General features: G+C 68.3%; 15 protein-coding genes. 13 read left to right on the top strand and 2 right to left on the bottom strand.

Features of this window, described 5'->3' with window-relative positions:
- The first annotated feature begins 19 nt into the window (after positions 1-19).
- Complete coding sequence (locus IPG97_07325) at positions 20-1,936, top strand: fumarate reductase/succinate dehydrogenase flavoprotein subunit (protein MBK6856346.1); 1,917 nt, start codon at positions 20-22, stop codon at positions 1,934-1,936.
- Positions 1,933-2,706 (top strand): succinate dehydrogenase/fumarate reductase iron-sulfur subunit, encoded by a 774-nt coding sequence (locus tag IPG97_07330; GenBank protein ID MBK6856347.1) that lies wholly within the window; start codon positions 1,933-1,935, stop codon positions 2,704-2,706. The genes IPG97_07325 and IPG97_07330 overlap by 4 nt, the downstream gene beginning before the upstream one ends.
- A gap of 33 nt (positions 2,707-2,739) precedes the next feature.
- Here the strand turns inward: IPG97_07330 and IPG97_07335 are convergent, their stop codons facing one another.
- A complete protein-coding gene (locus IPG97_07335) occupies positions 2,740-3,027 on the bottom strand; it encodes a hypothetical protein (protein ID MBK6856348.1) in 288 nt (95 codons plus the stop codon).
- Between the two features lie 146 nt (positions 3,028-3,173).
- Here IPG97_07335 and IPG97_07340 point away from each other — a divergent pair, with 146 nt between their 5' ends.
- From IPG97_07340 to IPG97_07375, 8 genes are all read left to right on the top strand, one after another.
- A complete protein-coding gene (locus IPG97_07340) occupies positions 3,174-4,865 on the top strand; it encodes a hypothetical protein (protein MBK6856349.1) in 1,692 nt (563 codons plus the stop codon).
- 43 nt (positions 4,866-4,908) lie between these two features.
- Complete coding sequence (locus tag IPG97_07345; GenBank protein MBK6856350.1) at positions 4,909-6,264, top strand: DUF3089 domain-containing protein; 1,356 nt, start codon at positions 4,909-4,911, stop codon at positions 6,262-6,264.
- 169 nt (positions 6,265-6,433) lie between these two features.
- Complete coding sequence (locus IPG97_07350) at positions 6,434-8,785, top strand: sodium-translocating pyrophosphatase (protein ID MBK6856351.1); 2,352 nt, start codon at positions 6,434-6,436, stop codon at positions 8,783-8,785.
- 76 nt (positions 8,786-8,861) lie between these two features.
- Complete coding sequence (gene folP / locus IPG97_07355) at positions 8,862-9,722, top strand: dihydropteroate synthase (protein MBK6856352.1); 861 nt, start codon at positions 8,862-8,864, stop codon at positions 9,720-9,722.
- Between the two features lie 22 nt (positions 9,723-9,744).
- A complete protein-coding gene (locus IPG97_07360; GenBank protein ID MBK6856353.1) occupies positions 9,745-10,020 on the top strand; it encodes a hypothetical protein in 276 nt (91 codons plus the stop codon).
- Between the two features lie 78 nt (positions 10,021-10,098).
- Entirely contained in the window at positions 10,099-11,208 is a 1,110-nt protein-coding gene (locus IPG97_07365) for a Zn-dependent alcohol dehydrogenase (GenBank protein ID MBK6856354.1), read from the top strand.
- Between the two features lie 7 nt (positions 11,209-11,215).
- Positions 11,216-11,875, top strand: a complete 660-nt coding sequence (locus IPG97_07370) for a TetR/AcrR family transcriptional regulator (GenBank protein ID MBK6856355.1) — start codon at positions 11,216-11,218, stop codon at positions 11,873-11,875.
- Between the two features lie 12 nt (positions 11,876-11,887).
- On the top strand, positions 11,888-13,570 hold the full coding sequence (locus tag IPG97_07375; protein ID MBK6856356.1) for a DUF885 domain-containing protein: 1,683 nt from the start codon (positions 11,888-11,890) through the stop codon (positions 13,568-13,570).
- Positions 13,571-13,582: 12 nt separating this feature from the next.
- On the opposite strand, the gene IPG97_07380 is transcribed toward IPG97_07375, so the two are convergent.
- The gene (locus tag IPG97_07380) at positions 13,583-14,233 is read right to left on the bottom strand and encodes an acetoacetate decarboxylase family protein (protein MBK6856357.1); all 651 of its coding nucleotides are present in this window, start codon (positions 14,231-14,233) and stop codon (positions 13,583-13,585) included.
- A 188-nt stretch (positions 14,234-14,421) separates the two neighbouring features.
- On the opposite strand from IPG97_07380, the gene IPG97_07385 reads away from it, so the two are divergent.
- The 3 genes from IPG97_07385 (at position 14,422) to IPG97_07395 (ending at position 16,820) form a co-directional block, all read left to right on the top strand.
- Positions 14,422-15,663 (top strand): cytochrome P450, encoded by a 1,242-nt coding sequence (locus tag IPG97_07385; GenBank protein MBK6856358.1) that lies wholly within the window; start codon positions 14,422-14,424, stop codon positions 15,661-15,663.
- Positions 15,660-15,857, top strand: a complete 198-nt coding sequence (locus IPG97_07390; protein ID MBK6856359.1) for a ferredoxin — start codon at positions 15,660-15,662, stop codon at positions 15,855-15,857. Before IPG97_07385 ends, IPG97_07390 begins: the two co-directional genes overlap by 4 nt.
- Positions 15,858-15,920: 63 nt before the next feature.
- A complete protein-coding gene (locus IPG97_07395) occupies positions 15,921-16,820 on the top strand; it encodes a universal stress protein (GenBank protein MBK6856360.1) in 900 nt (299 codons plus the stop codon).
- Positions 16,821-16,847 lie beyond the last annotated feature (27 nt).

Here is a 16,847-nt window from a genome sequence, read left to right on the forward strand (position 1 = left end):
CGAAAGAACGAGAGCGAAAGTGCAACTCGACTCCAAGATCCCCGCCGGCCCGATCGCCGACAAGTGGACGAGCTACAAGTTCGACCGAAAGCTGGTCAACCCGGCCAACCGCCGCAAGTACAAGGTGATCGTGGTGGGCACCGGCTTGGCCGGCGGCGCCGCCGCCGCCACCCTCGGCGAACAGGGCTACCAGGTCAAGGCCTTCACCTTCCACGACTCGCCCCGCCGGGCCCACTCCATCGCCGCCCAGGGCGGCATCAACGCCGCCAAGAACTACAAGGGCGACGGCGATTCCATCTACCGGCTCTTCTACGACACGGTGAAGGGCGGAGACTTCCGCTCCCGTGAGGCCAACGTCCACCGCCTGGCCGAAGAGTCGGTGAACATCATCGACCAGATGACCGCCCAGGGCGTGCCCTTCGCCCGGGAGTACGGCGGCCTGCTAGACAACCGCTCCTTCGGTGGCGCCCAGGTCAGCCGTACCTTCTACGCCCGGGGCCAAACCGGCCAGCAGCTCCTGCTCGGCGCCTACCAGCAGCTCGCCCGCCAGGTCGGGCTGGGCAACGTCGAGATGATCAACCGCACCGAGCTGGTCGACGTGGTCGTGGTCGACGGCGAGGCCGCCGGCATCGTGGTCCGAGACCTGCTCACCGGCGAGGTCACCAGCCACTCGGCCCACGCCGTGGTCCTGGCCACGGGCGGCTACTCGAACGTGTTCTTCCTGTCCACCAACGCCATGACCTGCAACGTCACTGCGGCGTGGCGGGCCCATCGCAAGGGTGCGGCCTTCGCCAACCCCTGCTACACCCAGATCCACCCCACCTGCATCCCCCAGAGCGACGACTTCCAGTCCAAGCTCACCCTCATGTCGGAGTCGCTGCGCAACGACGGCCGCATCTGGGTTCCCAAGCGGGCCGACGACAAGCGCCCCGCCGACCAGATCCCCGAAGAAGACCGCGACTACTACCTCGAGCGTCGCTACCCCAGCTTCGGCAACCTGGCCCCCCGAGACATCGCCAGCCGAGCCGCCCTGGTCGAGGTGGCCAAGGGCCACGGCGTCGGTCCGCTCGAGAACGGCGTCTACCTCGACTTCTCCGATGCCATCGGGCGCCTCGGCGAGCACGTCATCGAGGAGCGCTACGGCAACCTCTTCGAGATGTACGAGCGCATCACCGACGAATCGCCCTACAAGGTGCCCATGCGCATCTACCCCGCTCCCCACTACACCATGGGTGGGCTGTGGGTGGACTACGAGCTGATGACCACCGTGCCCGGCCTGTACTGCACCGGCGAGGCCAACTTCTCCGACCACGGCGCCAACCGCCTCGGTGCCTCGGCCCTCATGCAGGGCCTGGCTGACGGCTACTTCGTGCTGCCCAACACCATCAGCAACTACCTGGCCCCCAAGCTGGGCAGCCAGCCGGTACCGACCGACCACCCCGAGTTCAAGGCCGCCGAGGCCGCCGCCAGCGACCGGTTCAACCAGTACCTGTCCATCGGGGGCACCCGCTCGCCCGACTCGTTCCACATGGCGCTGGGCAAGATCATGCTGGAGAACTGCGGCATGGAGCGGACCAAGGAAAGCCTGGAGACGGCGCTGGCCGAGATCCCCGCCCTGCACGAAGAGTTCCGCAAGGACCTGCGGGTCACCGGCAGCGGCACCTCCACCAACCAGACCCTCGAGAAGGCCGGCCGGGTCGACGACTTCTTCGAGTTGGCCCAGGTCATGTGCCTCGACGCCCTCACCCGTGAGGAGTCCTGCGGTGGTCACTTCCGGGCCGAACACCAAACCGACGAAGGCGAAGCCCAGCGCGACGACGCCAACTTCGCCCACGTGGCGGCCTGGGAGTGGACCGGCGACGCCGCCAAACCCAACCGCCACGTCGAGCAACTCACCTTCGACAACGTCCACCTCGCCGTCCGGAGCTACAAGTGAGCAAGGAACTGAACCTCACCCTCAAGGTCTGGCGCCAGGACGGCCCGGACGCCCCCGGTCACTTCGACGTGATCGCGGCACCGGGCATCAAGGACGAGATGTCGTTCTTGGAGATGCTCGACCTCGTCAACGAGCGTCTTATCGCCGACGGCAAAGAGGCAATCGTCTTCGACCACGACTGCCGTGAAGGCATCTGCGGCACCTGCTCGCTGATGATCAACGGCCAGGCCCACGGCCCCCAGAAGGGCACCGCCACCTGCCAGCTCCACATGCGCAAGTTCGACGACGGCCAAGAGGTCGTTATCGAACCCTGGCGGGCCACCGCCTTCCCGGTGGTGAAGGACCTCATGGTCGACCGGGCAGCCCTGGACCGCATCGTCGAGTCGGGCGGCTTCATCACCGCCGAGACCGGTGGTGCCCCCGACGCCAACCTGATCCCCATCCCCAAGCCGGTGGCCGACGCGGCCATGGACGCCGCGGCCTGCATCGGCTGTGGTGCGTGCGTGGCGGCGTGCCCCAACTCGGCGGCCCAGCTCTTCACCTCGGCCAAGGTGTCGCACCTCAACCTCCTGCCCCAGGGTCAGGCCGAGCGCTACAAGCGGGTCGAGGCCATGGTGGAGACCATGGAGGAGTTCTTCGGTTCGTGCACCAACCACGGCGAATGCCAAGAGGCGTGCCCGAAGGAGATCTCCATCGACTTCATCGCCCTGATGAACAAGGACTACCTCAAGTCGAAGGTCAAGAACCGCAAGCTCTTGTCCCAGAAGTAGCCAGCGCCCGGTGACAGCCAGGCCGGTTCGGGCCTAGGCCGATTCACCTTCTCCGCTCAGGTCACCCTGGGCGGCGAGGAGCTGTTCGGCCAACACGCCCACCTGTTCGTTGACCCGACGGATGGTGTCGTAGACCGCGCCGATGCTGCGCTCCGTCAGGTCCTGGGTGGTCCCCACCACCCCGGCGATGGGTTCGAGCTGGCTGAGCACCCCGAGGGGGGCGGCGGCCACGGCCTGATGGATCTCCTCCACGCTGGTGGCGCCGTTGTTCACGGCCTCCTCCACCAGGGCCTGGATTCGGATCAGGTTGAGATTGGCCACGGGGCCACCTCCAGGTTCGAGCGTTCGGCGTGCGGGCCATCCGCGAGGCGCGGCCCGGAACCTAGTGGCCCGACGCCGCCCAAGGTGGCTCTTGTGACCGGAGACCCCGACCCGTAAGGTGGTTCACGGAACGTGGGGGTTTGCCCGTGAGCACTACTGAGAGTGATGTCCTGAACCGGCGGAAAGAACACCGGACGCCCCTGGTCCTCCGACTCGGACTGGTGGCGGTCGCCGTGGTCGCCTCCGCCAGCCTGAGCGCGTGCGACCCCACCGGAGACGTGCGCTTCCTCCAAACCCCGAAGCCCGCGCATCGCGTCGACGGGGTGGGGTGGGCGGTCAGCCTCACCTCCACCCGCATCTACCTGGGCGGAACCTTCGCCAACGTCCGCAACCAGGGCGGCACCAACCAAGGGGCTTACGCCAACGTCGCCGCCTTCGACCGCACCACCGGCGCCGTGATCCCGACGTTTCGGGCCGACACCAACGGGATCGTCCGTACCCTCGCCGTGCGGGGGGACACGCTCTACCTGGGCGGAGACTTCACCACCGTCAACGGTCAGCCCCGGGCCCGGCTGGCCGCGGTAGACCTCCAGACCGGGGCGGTCAAACCATTCCGGGCTGACACCAACCGGGTGAACAAGGTGGTGGCAGCCGGAGACCGGCTGTACGTGGCGGGCACGTTCTCCACCATTGGCGGCGTAGCCCGCAACCGGGTGGCCGCCCTCGACCTCGTCACCGGCGCCGTCGACCCCACCTTCGACCCCAACGTGAACGCGTCAGTGAACACCATCGCCGCCCTCCCCGACCGGTCCCGGGTGTTCATAGGCGGGCTGTACACCACCGTCCACGGCACCGCCACCACCCGGCTCACCGCCCTCGACGGCTTCACCGGCGCAGTGACCGCGCCGACGTTCAGCGACGTCTCCGGCGAGGCGCTCGACCTGGAACTGAGCCCCAACGGCACCCGTCTGGCCGCGGCCCTCGCCGAGTACGGCAACCAGGGTGCGGTGTTCAACACCACCACCGGCACCAAGCAGTTCCGCCAACGCTGCGGCGGAGATGCCCAAGCGGTGACCATCGTCGGCGACAACTGGTACACCGGCAACCACGAGGAATGCGAAGGCGACTACAACCTTCGCCTGGTCGGCAACTCGATGATCACCGGGGCTCGCCAGACCGACTGGAACCCAACCTTCGACCAGTTCTGGGGGGTGCGGGACCTGGCCACCGACGGGCAGGTCCTGGTGGCGGCCGGGGACTTCACCAACGTGTCGGGGGTCCCGGCCCAGGGGTTCGTGATCTTCCCGGTGGCCCCGCCGCCACCGCCTCCTCCGGTGAGCTTGGCCGCCAACGCGTCGTGGCGCTACCTCGACACGGGCACGATGGCCCCGGGTTGGAGCGGGCTCGGCTTCGACGACAGCGCCTGGGCACAGGGCAACGCCCAGTTCGGCTACGGCGACGGCGACGAAACCACCGTCATCTCCTTCGGTCCTAGTAGCTCCCAGAAGTACGTCACCTCGTGGTTGCGCACCACGTTCAACGCCACCGCGGTGCCGGCCACCCTCACCTTGGACCTGGTGGCCGATGACGGGGCCATCGTCTACCTGAACGGGGTGGAGGTCGTGCGGGACAACGTCGGACCCGGCTCCGACGAAACCGCCCTACGAGCCATCAGCGGACGCTCGGGTAGCGCCGAGAACGCCGTCCGTTCGTTCGCCCTACCCACCAACCTGATCAACGTGGGGATCAACACCATCGCCGTGTCGGTACACCAGGACACCCCGTCCTCGTCCGACCTGAGCTTCTCCGCCGCCCTGCGCTCCACCGCCACCGCTTAACTCGCCATGCTCGGGCCCGGCGGGGGCAGTACGGTCCGAGCCCATGGTCACGAACAGTGCTGGCACGCCGCGTCCTCGCCTTTTCACCGTCAGGGTCCTTGCCGCCCTGACCTGCGGGGTATTGCTCATGGCGGCGTGTAGCTCCGGTGATGACGACAGCCCCACCGCCTCCCCGTCGTCCACGTCCGCGGCCGCGTCATCCACCGCCCCGGCCGGTTCCGCTGAGAGCACCGACGGGAAGGCGTTGGACCGCTACGCCGACTACGAGACCACCAACTACGCCGACCCTGCCCACTGGGTGTGCCGGCCCGACGCCGAAGACGTGTGCGACGGTGACCTCTCCTCCACCACCGTCACCGCCGATGGCACCCTGACCGTCGAGGCGTTCGAGGCCGCCGCCGAGCCCGCCATCGACTGCTTCTACGTGTACCCCACCATCTCGCGAGACCAAGCACCCTTCAGCGATTGGAACGCGTCAGATGACGAAGAAGGGTTCGTCACGCTGAACCAGGCCCGCCTCCAGTCCCAGTGCCGGCTGTTCGCCCCCGTCTACCGCCAGAGGACCCTCGCCGGCCTCACCGGCTTCACATCGACCGACGCCGAAGGTGACCTGCCCGACCTGGAGGAAGGAGACCCCTACGCCGACGTGCTCGACGCCTTCCGGACCTACATGGCCAACGACAACGGCGGACGCGGTGTGGTGTTGATCGGGCACTCCCAGGGAGCGGCGGTGTTGAGCCAGTTGATCGCCGAGGAGATAGACCCCAACGACGACGTCCGGGAACTGTTGATCTCGGCCTACCTGGCCGGCTGGTCGGTCGCCGTGCCCGAAGGCGCCGACGTCGGTGGTCAGTTCCAGAACGTGCCGGTCTGCCGTACCGACGACCAGACCGGGTGCGTTCTGAGCTGGGCGTCGTTCGCCGCCGGGTCCCCACCGCCGGCGGGTGCGTTCTTCGGCCGACCGATCAGCGGTACCCGCAGCAGCGGAGCGACCCAGCCCACCGACCAGGTGGCGGTCTGCACCAACCCTGCCGACCTTGCGGGCGGCGTGGGTGGTGAGGCGGTCGAGACCGACGCGTACTTCCCCGCCAACCGCGAAGCCTCGATCCTGAGTGATCTGGGGGTCAGCACGCAGGCATCGGGGTGGTTGGATCCGTCGACTGGTGAGATCACGACGCCGTTCGTCTCTGTCCCGGGGCTGGCCCGGGCCCGATGCGTCAGCGCCGATGGCTTCACCTATCTGGAGGTCGAGACCGTGGCCGACCCCGCCGACCCCCGAGCCGATGAGATCCCCGGCGCTCTCACCCCCGAGTGGGGTCTGCACCTCATCGACGTGAACGTGGTGATGGGCGACGTCGTGCGCCTGGTCGAAGCTCAGGCCGAAGCCTTCGCCGCCTGAGGTAGCTGGTCACCAGGCGGGCGGGCCCGCGGCTTCCGTGCCCATTCGTGCAATGTTGCACAAGCGCGGGCTGCCGTAGTAGCGAAGAGGGACTTTCGGGCCCCTTGACACGCGCGCGTGCGGGTCCGTCACCCACCTAGACCCCACCAACCAAGGATCCACGGTGCACCTGCTCGCAGCCGAAGGCGGTTACCAAGCCTTCACCCTGGGAGGGACCGACAAGGCCCTCCTGTTCGTCTCGCTCGGCATCGCCCTGGCCGCCCTGGCCGTCGGGTACGTCCTCATGCAGGGGGTGCTCAAGTCCGACGACGGCACCCCCGAGATGAAGGAGATCGCCGAGGCGGTGCAGGTGGGGGCCATGGCCTACATCACCCGCCAGTTCCGCACCATCGGGATGATCGTGATCCCGTTGGCGGTGGTGGTGTTCCTGACCAGCTCCAAGATCCTCGACCCCGACGGCGAGGTCGCCCTGGGATTCGTGCAGTCCGGTCTGTTCCGCACCGTCGCCTTCATCATCGGTGGCGCCTCCTCGGGAGCCATCGGCTTCTTGGGAATGTGGCTGGCCACCCGCGGCAACATCCGCACCACCGCGGCCGCCACCAAGAGCGACTTCCCCGGTGCCCTCACCGTTGCCATCCGCACCGGAGGCTCGGTGGGCCTGGCCACCGCCGGACTCGGCCTGCTCGGTGCCACCACCATCATCTTGATCTTCCAGAACACCAGCTCGGCCATCCTGGTCGGCTTCGGATTCGGTGGCTCCCTTCTGGCCCTGTTCCTGCGCGTCGGTGGCGGCATCTTCACCAAGGCGGCCGACGTGGGCGCCGACCTGGTCGGCAAGGTCGAGGCGGGCATCCCCGAAGACGACCCCCGCAACCCCGCCACCATCGCCGACAACGTCGGCGACAACGTGGGCGACTGCGCCGGCATGGCCTCGGACCTCTTCGAAAGCTTCGGCGTGACCCTGGTGGCCTCCATCATCCTCGGCGTGTCGGCCATGTCCGCCATTGGCGTCGGCCCCGACCAGGCCGCCCGTGGCCTCATCTTCCCGGTGGCGGTCATGGCCATCGGCCTGGTGGGTTCGATCATCGGCATCTTCATGGTCAAGGCCCGGCCCGGTGAAGACGACGCCCTCAAGTGCATCGACCGCGGCATCTACATCGCCCAGGCCATCTCGATCGTGGGCGCCGGTGCCCTGGCCTTCGGCTACGTCGGCAACCCGAAGGCCGTCGGCGGTGGTGAGCTGGTGGTGAGCCAGCCCGGAGCCCGCATGTTCGGCGCCATCGTGTTGGGCGTGGCCCTCGGCTTCGCCGCCTCCAAGATCACCGCCTACTTCACCTCCACCACCACCAAGCCGGTGCAGGACATCGCGGTGGCCACCCGGACCGGTCCGGCCACCACCGTGCTCGAAGGCATCAGCTTGGGCTTGGAGTCGGCGGTGTGGGCCCTGATCGCGGTGGCCGTGGCCATCGGCGGCGCCATCGCCCTCGGTGGTGGTTCGTTCAAGTTCTCGGTGTACCTGGTGGCGTTGGCCGGTATCGGCATGCTCTCCACCACCGGCATCATCGTGGCCGAGGACACCTTCGGCCCTGTGGCCGACAACGCCGCGGGCATCGCCGAGATGTCTGGCAACTTCGAAGGTGAGCCCGAGCGGATCATGGTCAGCCTCGACGCCGTGGGCAACACCACCAAGGCCGTCACCAAGGGCTTCGCCATCGGTTCGGCCGTGATCGCGGCGGTGGCCCTGTTCGCCTCCTACGGCGAGACCATCATCGAACAGATCGGCCTGGCCGAGGTGGCCGGCGACCAGGGCTACATCATCAACGTGGCCGACCCCAAGGTGTTCATCGGCCTGCTCATCGGTGGCTCGATCGCCTTCATCTTCTCGTCGCTGGCCATCCGCGCCGTATCTCGCACCGCCGGCGTGGTGGTGCAGGAGGTTCGCCGCCAGTTCGCCGACGGCAAGATCATGAGCGGCGAGAAGAAGCCCGACTACGCCCCCGCCATCGACATCTGCACCGCCGCCTCGCTGCGCGAGCTGGCCACGCCGGCCCTCATCGCCGTGCTGGCCCCGGTCATCATCGGCTTCGGCCTCGGCCCCATCAGCCTGGGCGCCTTCCTGGCCAGCGTGATCGTGGTCGGTCAGCTCATGGCCAACTTCTTGTCCAACGCCGGTGGCGCTTGGGACAACGCCAAGAAGTACATCGAGGACGGCGCCGAGGGCGGTAAGGGTTCAGAGAGCCACAAGGCCGCCGTCATCGGTGACACCGTCGGTGACCCGTTCAAGGACACCGCTGGCCCGGCCCTGAACCCGCTGATCAAGGTCATGAACCTGGTGTCGCTGCTGATCCTGCCCGCCATCATCAAGCTGTACGACACCGACAAGCTGGCCGAGCTCAAGCAGGCTCCCGAAGTGGCGGCCCTGGTCATCGCCGTGGCCGCCGCGGTGGTGGTCGTCGGCGCCATCTCGTACTCCAAGAAGGCGGGTGACAAGGCGGTCAACGCCTTGGCCAACGCCAACTGAGGTGACAACTCCCCCCTCGTTCCGGCCGTCTCTGCGGCTCGGAGACCGCAGCGTCGACCTGACCCGGCCGGTGCTGATGGGGGTGGTCAACGCCAACCCCGACTCGTTCTCCGACCCAGGACGTCGTGGGCTCGATACCCAGATGGCCCAGGTTCAGGCGATGGTGGCCGACGGCGCCACCGTGATCGACGTGGGCGGTCAATCCGGCATCACCAACGTGGCCGAGGTCGACCCCGACGTGGAGATCGAGCGGGTGGCGCCGTTGGTGCGAGCCATCCGGGCCGAGCTGCCCGAGGTGGTGATCTCGGTTGACACCTACAAGCCGCCGGTGGTCGAGGCGGTGCTGGAGGCCGGGGCCCACATCATCAACGACGTGAGCGGGCTCCGCGCCCCCGAGCTGGCGCCCCTGGTGGCCCGGCATCGGGCCGGCCTGGTGGTCATGCACACCGCCGCCCCACCCAAGACCCGGCTGCAAGAGACCGAACTGTACGGCAACGTCGTGGCCGAGGTGCGGGATTTCCTGGCCGCCAAGGCGGCCGAAGCGGTCGACGCCGGGGTGGACCCCGATTCGATCCTGGTCGATCCCGGCCCCGACTTCACCAAGACCCCGGCCCAGACCATCGAGGTCCTCCGGCGACTGCCGGAACTGAACCCCGATGGGCTCCCCATGCTCCTGGCCATCTCCCGCAAGGACTTCATCGGCGCGTTGACCCAGACCCGGCCCCGGGAACGCTTGGCCGGCACGCTGGCCGCGGTGGCTGCCGTCGGCAGCGGCTCGGGGGTGGTGCTGCGGGTCCACGACGTGGCCGAGGTCCGCCGGTTCCTCACCGTGCTCCACGTGCTGGGCGGCAGCGACGCGGTGGACCCCGAGCTTCGGTTGACCGACGACCTGCGCTGGGCCGCGGGCCGCCCCGACGGCACCGTTCCCCAGCCGTGACCCGATCGGTAGCCTGAAGGCGATGTCTGACGTGTCCTACTCCGATCCGGTGCTGGCCAAGCGGGCCCGGATCGACTCGCTGGTGAAGGCGGGTAAGCGCATCGGGTACGGGCTGTACCTGGTCAGCATCGTGTTGTTCTTCGTTGCCCTGTTCACCGAGATGAAGGACTGGATGGTCACGGTGATCATCGGGTCCATGGTCATCGGATCGATCGTGCTTGCACCGGCCATCGTGTTCGGTTACGGCATCAAGTCGGCCATCCGAGACGACCGCGAGCACGGCCGCCCCCTCACCTGAGAGACAGCCGGCCCGCAGCCTGCCCAGACCCGTCGGGGTAGGGTCCGAGGGCCACCAAGCCAGCAAGGGGAACCACCAATGAAGGCCGCGGTCCTACCAGCGTTCGACGCACCCATCGAGACCCGAGACGACATCGACCTCGCCCCGCCGGGGCCTGGTGAGGTGAGGGTCAAGGTGGTGGCCTCGGGGGTGTGCCACTCTGACCTGTCGGTCCAAAACGGCACCATCCCCCTTCCCACCCCCATCGTGTTGGGTCACGAGGGTGCCGGCATCGTCGAGGCGGTGGGCGAAGGCGTCACCCGGGTGGCGGTAGGTGACCACGTCGTCTTGTCGTTCGTCCCGGCTTGTGGCCAGTGCTACATGTGCCAACACGGCCAGCCCTACCTGTGCGAGACGTCGCGGGTCCAAGGTGCGGCCGGTCTGCTGGATGGGACCACGCGCATGACCAGTCAGGGGGCCCCGCTGCACCAGATGGCATGCCTGGGCACCTTCGGCCCCTACGCGGTGGTACCGGAGATCTCCACGGTGAAGATCCCCGACGACGTTCCTCTAGACGTTGCTTCCCTGATCGGCTGCGGCGTGCTCACCGGTGTGGGAGCAGCCCTGAACACCGCTGACATCACCCCCGGGGACTCGGTGGCGGTGATCGGCTGTGGCGGGGTGGGCCTCAACGTCATCCAGGGCGCCCGCATCGCGGGTGCCACCACGATCATCGCCGTCGACCGCTTCCAATCGAAGCTGGAGATGGCCCGAAGCTTCGGGGCCACCCACACCGTCTTGGTGGAGGAAGGAACCGATCCGGTGGCCGCCACCATCGCCGCCAACGACGGCCGAGGGGTAGATGTGGCCTTCGAGGTGATCGGCCTCGGCCCCACCATCGAACAAGCCATCAACACCACCAGGGCTGGGGGCGAGGTGGTGCTGGTCGGCGTCCCCCGCATGGACGTCATGGTCAACCTGAACGCGGCCTTCACCTGGCTGTACCTGGCCAAGACCATCAAGGGATGCTGGTACGGGTCCTCCGACGTCCATCGAGATGTCCCCAAGCTCCTCGACCTGTGGAAGCAGGGTGACCTCAAGCTGGAGGAGTTGATCTCCAAGGAGATAACCGTCGACGAGGTCAACGAGGCGTTCGCCGACATGCAGGCCGGTACCGTCGCCCGCTCCGTCATCCGTCATCAGCACTGAGCCCTCCTTGTCGAACTCGAACACCCCAGACCGAGATCACCACGACATGGTCGGGCGCCCCGCCACTGAACGAGCCCACACCACTCGCCTCCCCGCGCCGGCACGCCGGCGTCAACTGCTGGAGGTGGCGTTGCAGGTTTTCGCCGACCACGGCTTCCACGGCACGTCCATGAACGAGGTGGCCGAAGCGGCCGGCGTCACCAAGCCCGTGCTCTACCAGCACTTCACCTCCAAAGAAGCGCTCTATCGGGAGTTGGTCGAAGACCTGGGCGACCGCTTGGAGCGGGCCATCGTGAACGGGGTGGCGTTGGCCGACGGTCCCCGCCAGCAGGTCGAGGCCGGGTTCCAGGCCTACTTCCGGTGGGCGACCAGCCAGGGACCGGCGTTCTGGGTGCTGTTCGCCGAGCACAACCGGGCAGACCCACAATTGGCGTCGGCCATAGAGAAGGTCGAGGCTGCGGTCGCCGACCTCGTCGCCGGCTTCATCGAGATCGAAGGGCTTTCGGCCGATGAGCGCCGGGTGCTGGCCTTCGGCGTGGTCGGCCTGGCCGAAGCAACCAGCCGCCACTGGCTGACCCTGGGGCTCGGTCCCGGTACCGGCGCCGACGCCTTCGCCTCTCAGGTGGCCCAGTTGGCCTGGTCCGGGCTCCGCGGCATCCGGGCGTGACAACATCTACCGGTGACCGCCTCCGACGATCTGGCTGACCTGACCGACCGCTACTGGGAGCATCGGCTCACCACCAGCCCGCTGTTCGCCGCCTTCCTCGGCGATCACCGTTTCGACGACCGGGCCGACGACTTGAGCGAGGCAGCCGAGGCCGCCACCCTCCAGGCGTTGGCCACCTTCCGCACCGAGGCCGCCGCGATCCCGGTCCAGGACCTCGACGAGACCGACCGCACCACCGTCGAGCTCCTGATCGGTGAGCTCGACGAGTCGATGGCGGCCATCGACGCCGGCCTCGTCGAGCTGATGTCGGACCAGATGCAGGGGGTCCACGCCGACCTGCTCACCATGGCCGGTCAGCTCTCGGTTCCCGACGTCGACCACACCGCCGCCGCCGTCACCCGGATCGGGGCGATGGCCACCATGTTGGATCAGGCCGCGGTTCGGTTCCGCGCCGGGCTGGCCCGAGGCCGCACTCCGGCTCGGATCAACGTGGAACGGTCGCTCAACCAGATCGACGGGTACCTGGCCTCACCGCTGGACAGCGACCCCTTCGCCGCCATCGCCGGGCCTGCGGACTGGGATGGCGAAGCCGAGTGGCGGGCCGATCTCCGCCACGCGGTGGAGATCGGCCTGCGCCCGGCCTTCGCCCGCTACCGCCAGGTCCTGGCCGATGAGCTCCTCGGGGTGGCCCGCCCCGATGATCGGGCCGGACTGAGCTGGATCCCAGGTGGCGACGACCTGTACCTCACGCTGATCCGCATGCACACCGGGCTGGACCTGAGCCCCGAGGAACTGCACCGCGTCGGGCTTCACGAGGTCACCGAGGTCCTGCCCGACCAGTACCGAGAGATCGGGCATCGCCTGTTCGGCACCGAGGACCTGCCCGAGATCTTCGATCACCTCCTCCACGACCTCGACCTGCGCTACCGCGACGGCGAGGAGATCCTGGCCCACGCCCAGCAATGCCTGGACGATGCCACCGCGGCCATGGGCGCGTGGTTCGGGATCGTGCCCGAAGCGCCGTGCAAGCTCACCCCCATCCCCGACTACCTGGCCGCCGACGCTCCCGCCGCCTACTACACGCCGCCAGCACCCGACGGCAGCCGTCCCGGCGAGTACCACGTCAACCTGCACGACCCCACCGGCCGGGCCCGGGCCGAGACGGCCTCGATCGCCTACCACGAGGCCATTCCCGGCCATCACCTACAACTGGCCATCGCCGCGGAGCGGACGGCCCTGCCGGCGTTTCGGCGCCTGTCTTGGGGACACACCGCCTACGTCGAAGGGTGGGCCCTCTACACCGAACGCCTGGCCGTCGAGATGGGCCTGTACCGCTCCGACCTGGACCGCCTCGGCATGCTGGCCAGCGACTCGTGGCGGGCCTGCCGCCTGGTGGTCGACACCGGCCTCCACGCCTTCGGCTGGTCCCGTCAACAGGCCATCGACTTCATGGTGGACCATGCGCCGGTCACCCGAGACGAGATCGAGACCGAAGTGGACCGCTACATCGGCATGCCCGGCCAGGCCCTGGCCTACAAGGTCGGCCAGCGCGAGATCCTCCGGCTGCGATCCGTCGCCGAAGACCGGCTGGGCGACAGCTTCTCGCTACCCGATTTCCACGACGTCGTCCTCGGTGCGGCCACCGTCAGCCTTCCCGTTCTGGCCCGGCGGGTCGAGGCCTGGGCCCAGGGCTGAAGGTTCGTCCGCTCAGACCACGACCGGACGCCCGAGTTGGAACGTCCCGGCCAGGCCGGTTCCCCACGTGGCCATGTCTGGCGCTGAGGGCAAGCCCAGGCTGCGCAGCTCGTCACCGATGATGTCGGCGCCTAGTTCGATCACCACGTCGGACGGATCGATGAGCCCCGTTCCCAGGTCCAACGACAACGGGGTCTCGTAGGCGACTCCGTTCAGGTAGGAGTAGCTGACCGTCTCCACCGGGCTGGCGTCTCCCATCGGTTCAACGGCCGGGAACGAGACCGACATCACCAACTCACCGTGGCGGTGCATGGCGAAGGTGACCCGTCCGTCGGCGTCCACCCGAGACAGGTCCTCGACCGTCTTGGGGAAGCCCATCACCTCGTTGCCTGCCTGGCACGTGAACTCCTGATCCACCGGCATGCGGTACACGAACGACCCGATCAGGTCCTCGGGCGCCCCGACCGGGCGGGCCAGGAAGCCCAGGTTCAACTCCAGGTAGTCACCCCACGGGTTCTGGTGGTAGTCGACGAGGGCCAGCACGAACTGGGCCACGCCGCCACCGATGTCGACCACCTCGAAACGATCGCCGGGTAGCAGGGCCTGGGCGGCGGAGGCAGGAACCGAGAACACCATGGTGGCGGCGTCCATCTCCCACCCCATGGGAAAGGGATGGTCCGCCCCTGGATCTCGCCCCACACTGTTGGTTCGGTCACGGCTTCGCCCCTTGCTAGATCGACAGGACCGCCAGTGAAGCACGTCGTCACCACCCCGAGGCGACCGACAGTCAATAACGGGTGTTACGGTCAAGGTCGTGCCACGGGTTCGCACCGGGCTGCAAGGGGAAACCGATGACCGACCTGGATTCTGGGCCCAAGGACTGGGCCACGGAGTTCGACCACACCCAAGACGACTACGCCGCCGACGCTCCGGCGATATGGGACGAACTGCGCCAACGGTGCCCGGTGGCCCATTCCGACGCCCACGGCGGGGTGTGGCTACCCACCAGGCACGCCGACGTGTCCGCCGTCGCCAACGACACCGAACGGTTCAGTTCAGAGGGGGTGATCGTCAACCGGTGGAAGCCTTCGGGCCTCGCCCCCATGGGCTACGCGCCGCCCATCACCTCCGATCCGCCGTTCCACGCCGATGCCCGCCGGCTGCTGCTACCCGCCTTCGCTCCCCGCCAGGTCGATCGCTGGGAGGAAGCCACCCGCCGGACGTGCCGGGAACTGCTCGACGAGTTGCTCGATGGGCTCGGACCCGACGGTGTCGTAGATGCCGCCACCGCCTACGCCCAACACATCCCGGTACGGGTCATCGCCGAGATGTTGGGCCTGCCCCGCGAAGACGGCGACCGCTTCCGGCTCTTCATCCACCGGATCCTGGAGAAGCCGGGCGAGTACACCGACACCGTCGCTCCCGAGGACACCCTGGTCCACTACCTGAGCGAGGTGATCAGGGACCGTCGACGCCAACCCGAGCGGGACGACCTCATCGGCTTCCTGCTCAAGGCCGAGGTCGACGGCAAGCCGATCACCGACGAACACATCTTCGGATCCATCGCCCTGCTGCTGCTGGCCGGCATCGACACCACCTGGTCGGCCATCGGCTCGAGCCTCTGGCACCTGGCCCGCCACCCCGAGGATCGGGAACGACTTCGCACCGACTCCGAGGTGGCCCCTTTCGCCATCGAGGAGCTGTTGCGCTTCTACGCCCCGGTCACCATGGCCCGGATCGTGGCCGAAGGCGTGAACGACGCCACCATCGGCGAATGCCCGGTGGCAGAGCGGGATTGGGTGCTGTTGGCCTTCCCGGCCGCCAACCGAGACCCCGAAGCCTTCGACCGCGCTGACGAGTTCGTGATCGACCGGCAGAAGAATCGCCACCTCGCCTTCGGGCTCGGCATCCACCGGTGCCTCGGCTCGAACCTGGCCCGCATGGAGCTCCGGGTGGCGTTGGAGGAGTGGCTGGCCCGCATCCCCGACTTCGAACTGGCCGCCGACCACCCCACCGGGGTGCGGTGGTCCACCGGTCAAGTGCGCGGCCCCCGAGAGCTTCCCCTACGGATCCGACCTGAGGAGGTTCGGTGAGGATCACCCTCGACTCCAACGCCTGCCAGGGCCACGGCCGCTGCTATGCCCTGGCGCCCGCCCTGTTCGACACCGACGACGAGGGGTACGCCGTGCTGCTCGTAGATGGCGAGGTACCGGCCGACCTGACCTCGGTCGCGCAGCTCGCCGCCGACAACTGCCCCGAGTACGCCATCACCTGCCACAGGTCCTGAGGCCCCCAGCGCCGGGACCTTCTGCCCTGTCGGGGCCGCCGCCACGTCCACGACCATGGACCCATGGACCTGAGCGTCCCCCCTGGGGCTGTCGTTGCCGGAATCGACGGATCGAAGGGGTCGCTGCGCGCCGCGCGCTGGGCCGCGGCCGAGGCCCAGATTTGGGGCCTGCCGCTGTGCCTGGTCCACGTCTGGTCCCCGCCTGTCGTCGACTGGCCCCTACCCACGGGGGCAGCTGCGTTCATACCGGAGAATCTCACCAGCCCGTCGCCGGCCATCCTCGACCAGGCCGAGGCCACCCTGCGCGCCGAGGCGGATCTGGACGGGATCGAGGTCCACAAGGTGGCCTTCCAAGGTCAAGCGGCCCAGCACCTGGTCGCCACGACCAAGGGTGCCCATGCCCTGGTCCTGGGAACCCGCGGGCTGGGCGGGTTCGCCGGCCTGCTCTTGGGCTCGGTGGTGTCGGCCTGCCTGCACCACGGCCGATCCCCGGTCGTCGCCGTCGGTGGTGACCTGGTGTTGCCCGGCGAGGCCCCGGTGGTGGTGGGGGTCGACTCATCGCCGGGTTCACACGCGGCCCTGCGATGGGCGGCCTCGGAGGCCGTTCGCCAGAAGGTGCTCTTGCGGGTGGTTCACGGTTGGGACCCCGGTGCGGTCATCCCACCCGGGCCCCAGGCCTTCGGGCCCCTCGACGAAGAGGAGTTCGCTCTGGCCGCGGACCGGTTCCTCAACGCCCTCGTCGACGACGAGTTGGCCGACATGGAAGCCCGACCCGAGGTCGAATGCCTGAGCGTGGCCGCGCCTGCCGCCGAAGCCCTCCTGTGGGAGGCCCGCAACGCATCGCTGCTGGTGGTAGGCACCCGGGGACGCGGCGGCTTCGCCGGTCTCCTCCTCGGTTCGGTCAGCCGCCAGTGCGCCAACTACGCGCCGTGCCCGGTGGCGGTCGTTCCCCACCTGAGCTGAAGGTTCGAGCCCACTAGCTGGGACCGC

Source organism: Microthrixaceae bacterium (assembly GCA_016702505.1).
Lineage (GTDB): Bacteria > Actinomycetota > Acidimicrobiia > Acidimicrobiales > Iamiaceae > Aquihabitans.

Bases quoted from the DNA above. Each gene is read 5' to 3' on its own strand.
- IPG97_07365 (MBK6856354.1), top strand. From the start codon at position 10,099: ATGAAGGCCGCGGTCCTACCAGCGTTCGACGCACCCATCGAGACCCGA.
- IPG97_07380 (MBK6856357.1), bottom strand. From the start codon at position 14,233: ATGGGGTGGGAGATGGACGCCGCCACCATGGTGTTCTCGGTTCCTGCC.
- folP (MBK6856352.1), top strand. From the start codon at position 8,862: ATGGGGGTGGTCAACGCCAACCCCGACTCGTTCTCCGACCCAGGACGT.
- IPG97_07385 (MBK6856358.1), top strand. From the start codon at position 14,422: ATGACCGACCTGGATTCTGGGCCCAAGGACTGGGCCACGGAGTTCGAC.
- IPG97_07395 (MBK6856360.1), top strand. From the start codon at position 15,921: ATGGACCTGAGCGTCCCCCCTGGGGCTGTCGTTGCCGGAATCGACGGA.
- IPG97_07360 (MBK6856353.1), top strand. From the start codon at position 9,745: ATGTCTGACGTGTCCTACTCCGATCCGGTGCTGGCCAAGCGGGCCCGG.
- IPG97_07345 (MBK6856350.1), top strand. From the start codon at position 4,909: ATGGTCACGAACAGTGCTGGCACGCCGCGTCCTCGCCTTTTCACCGTC.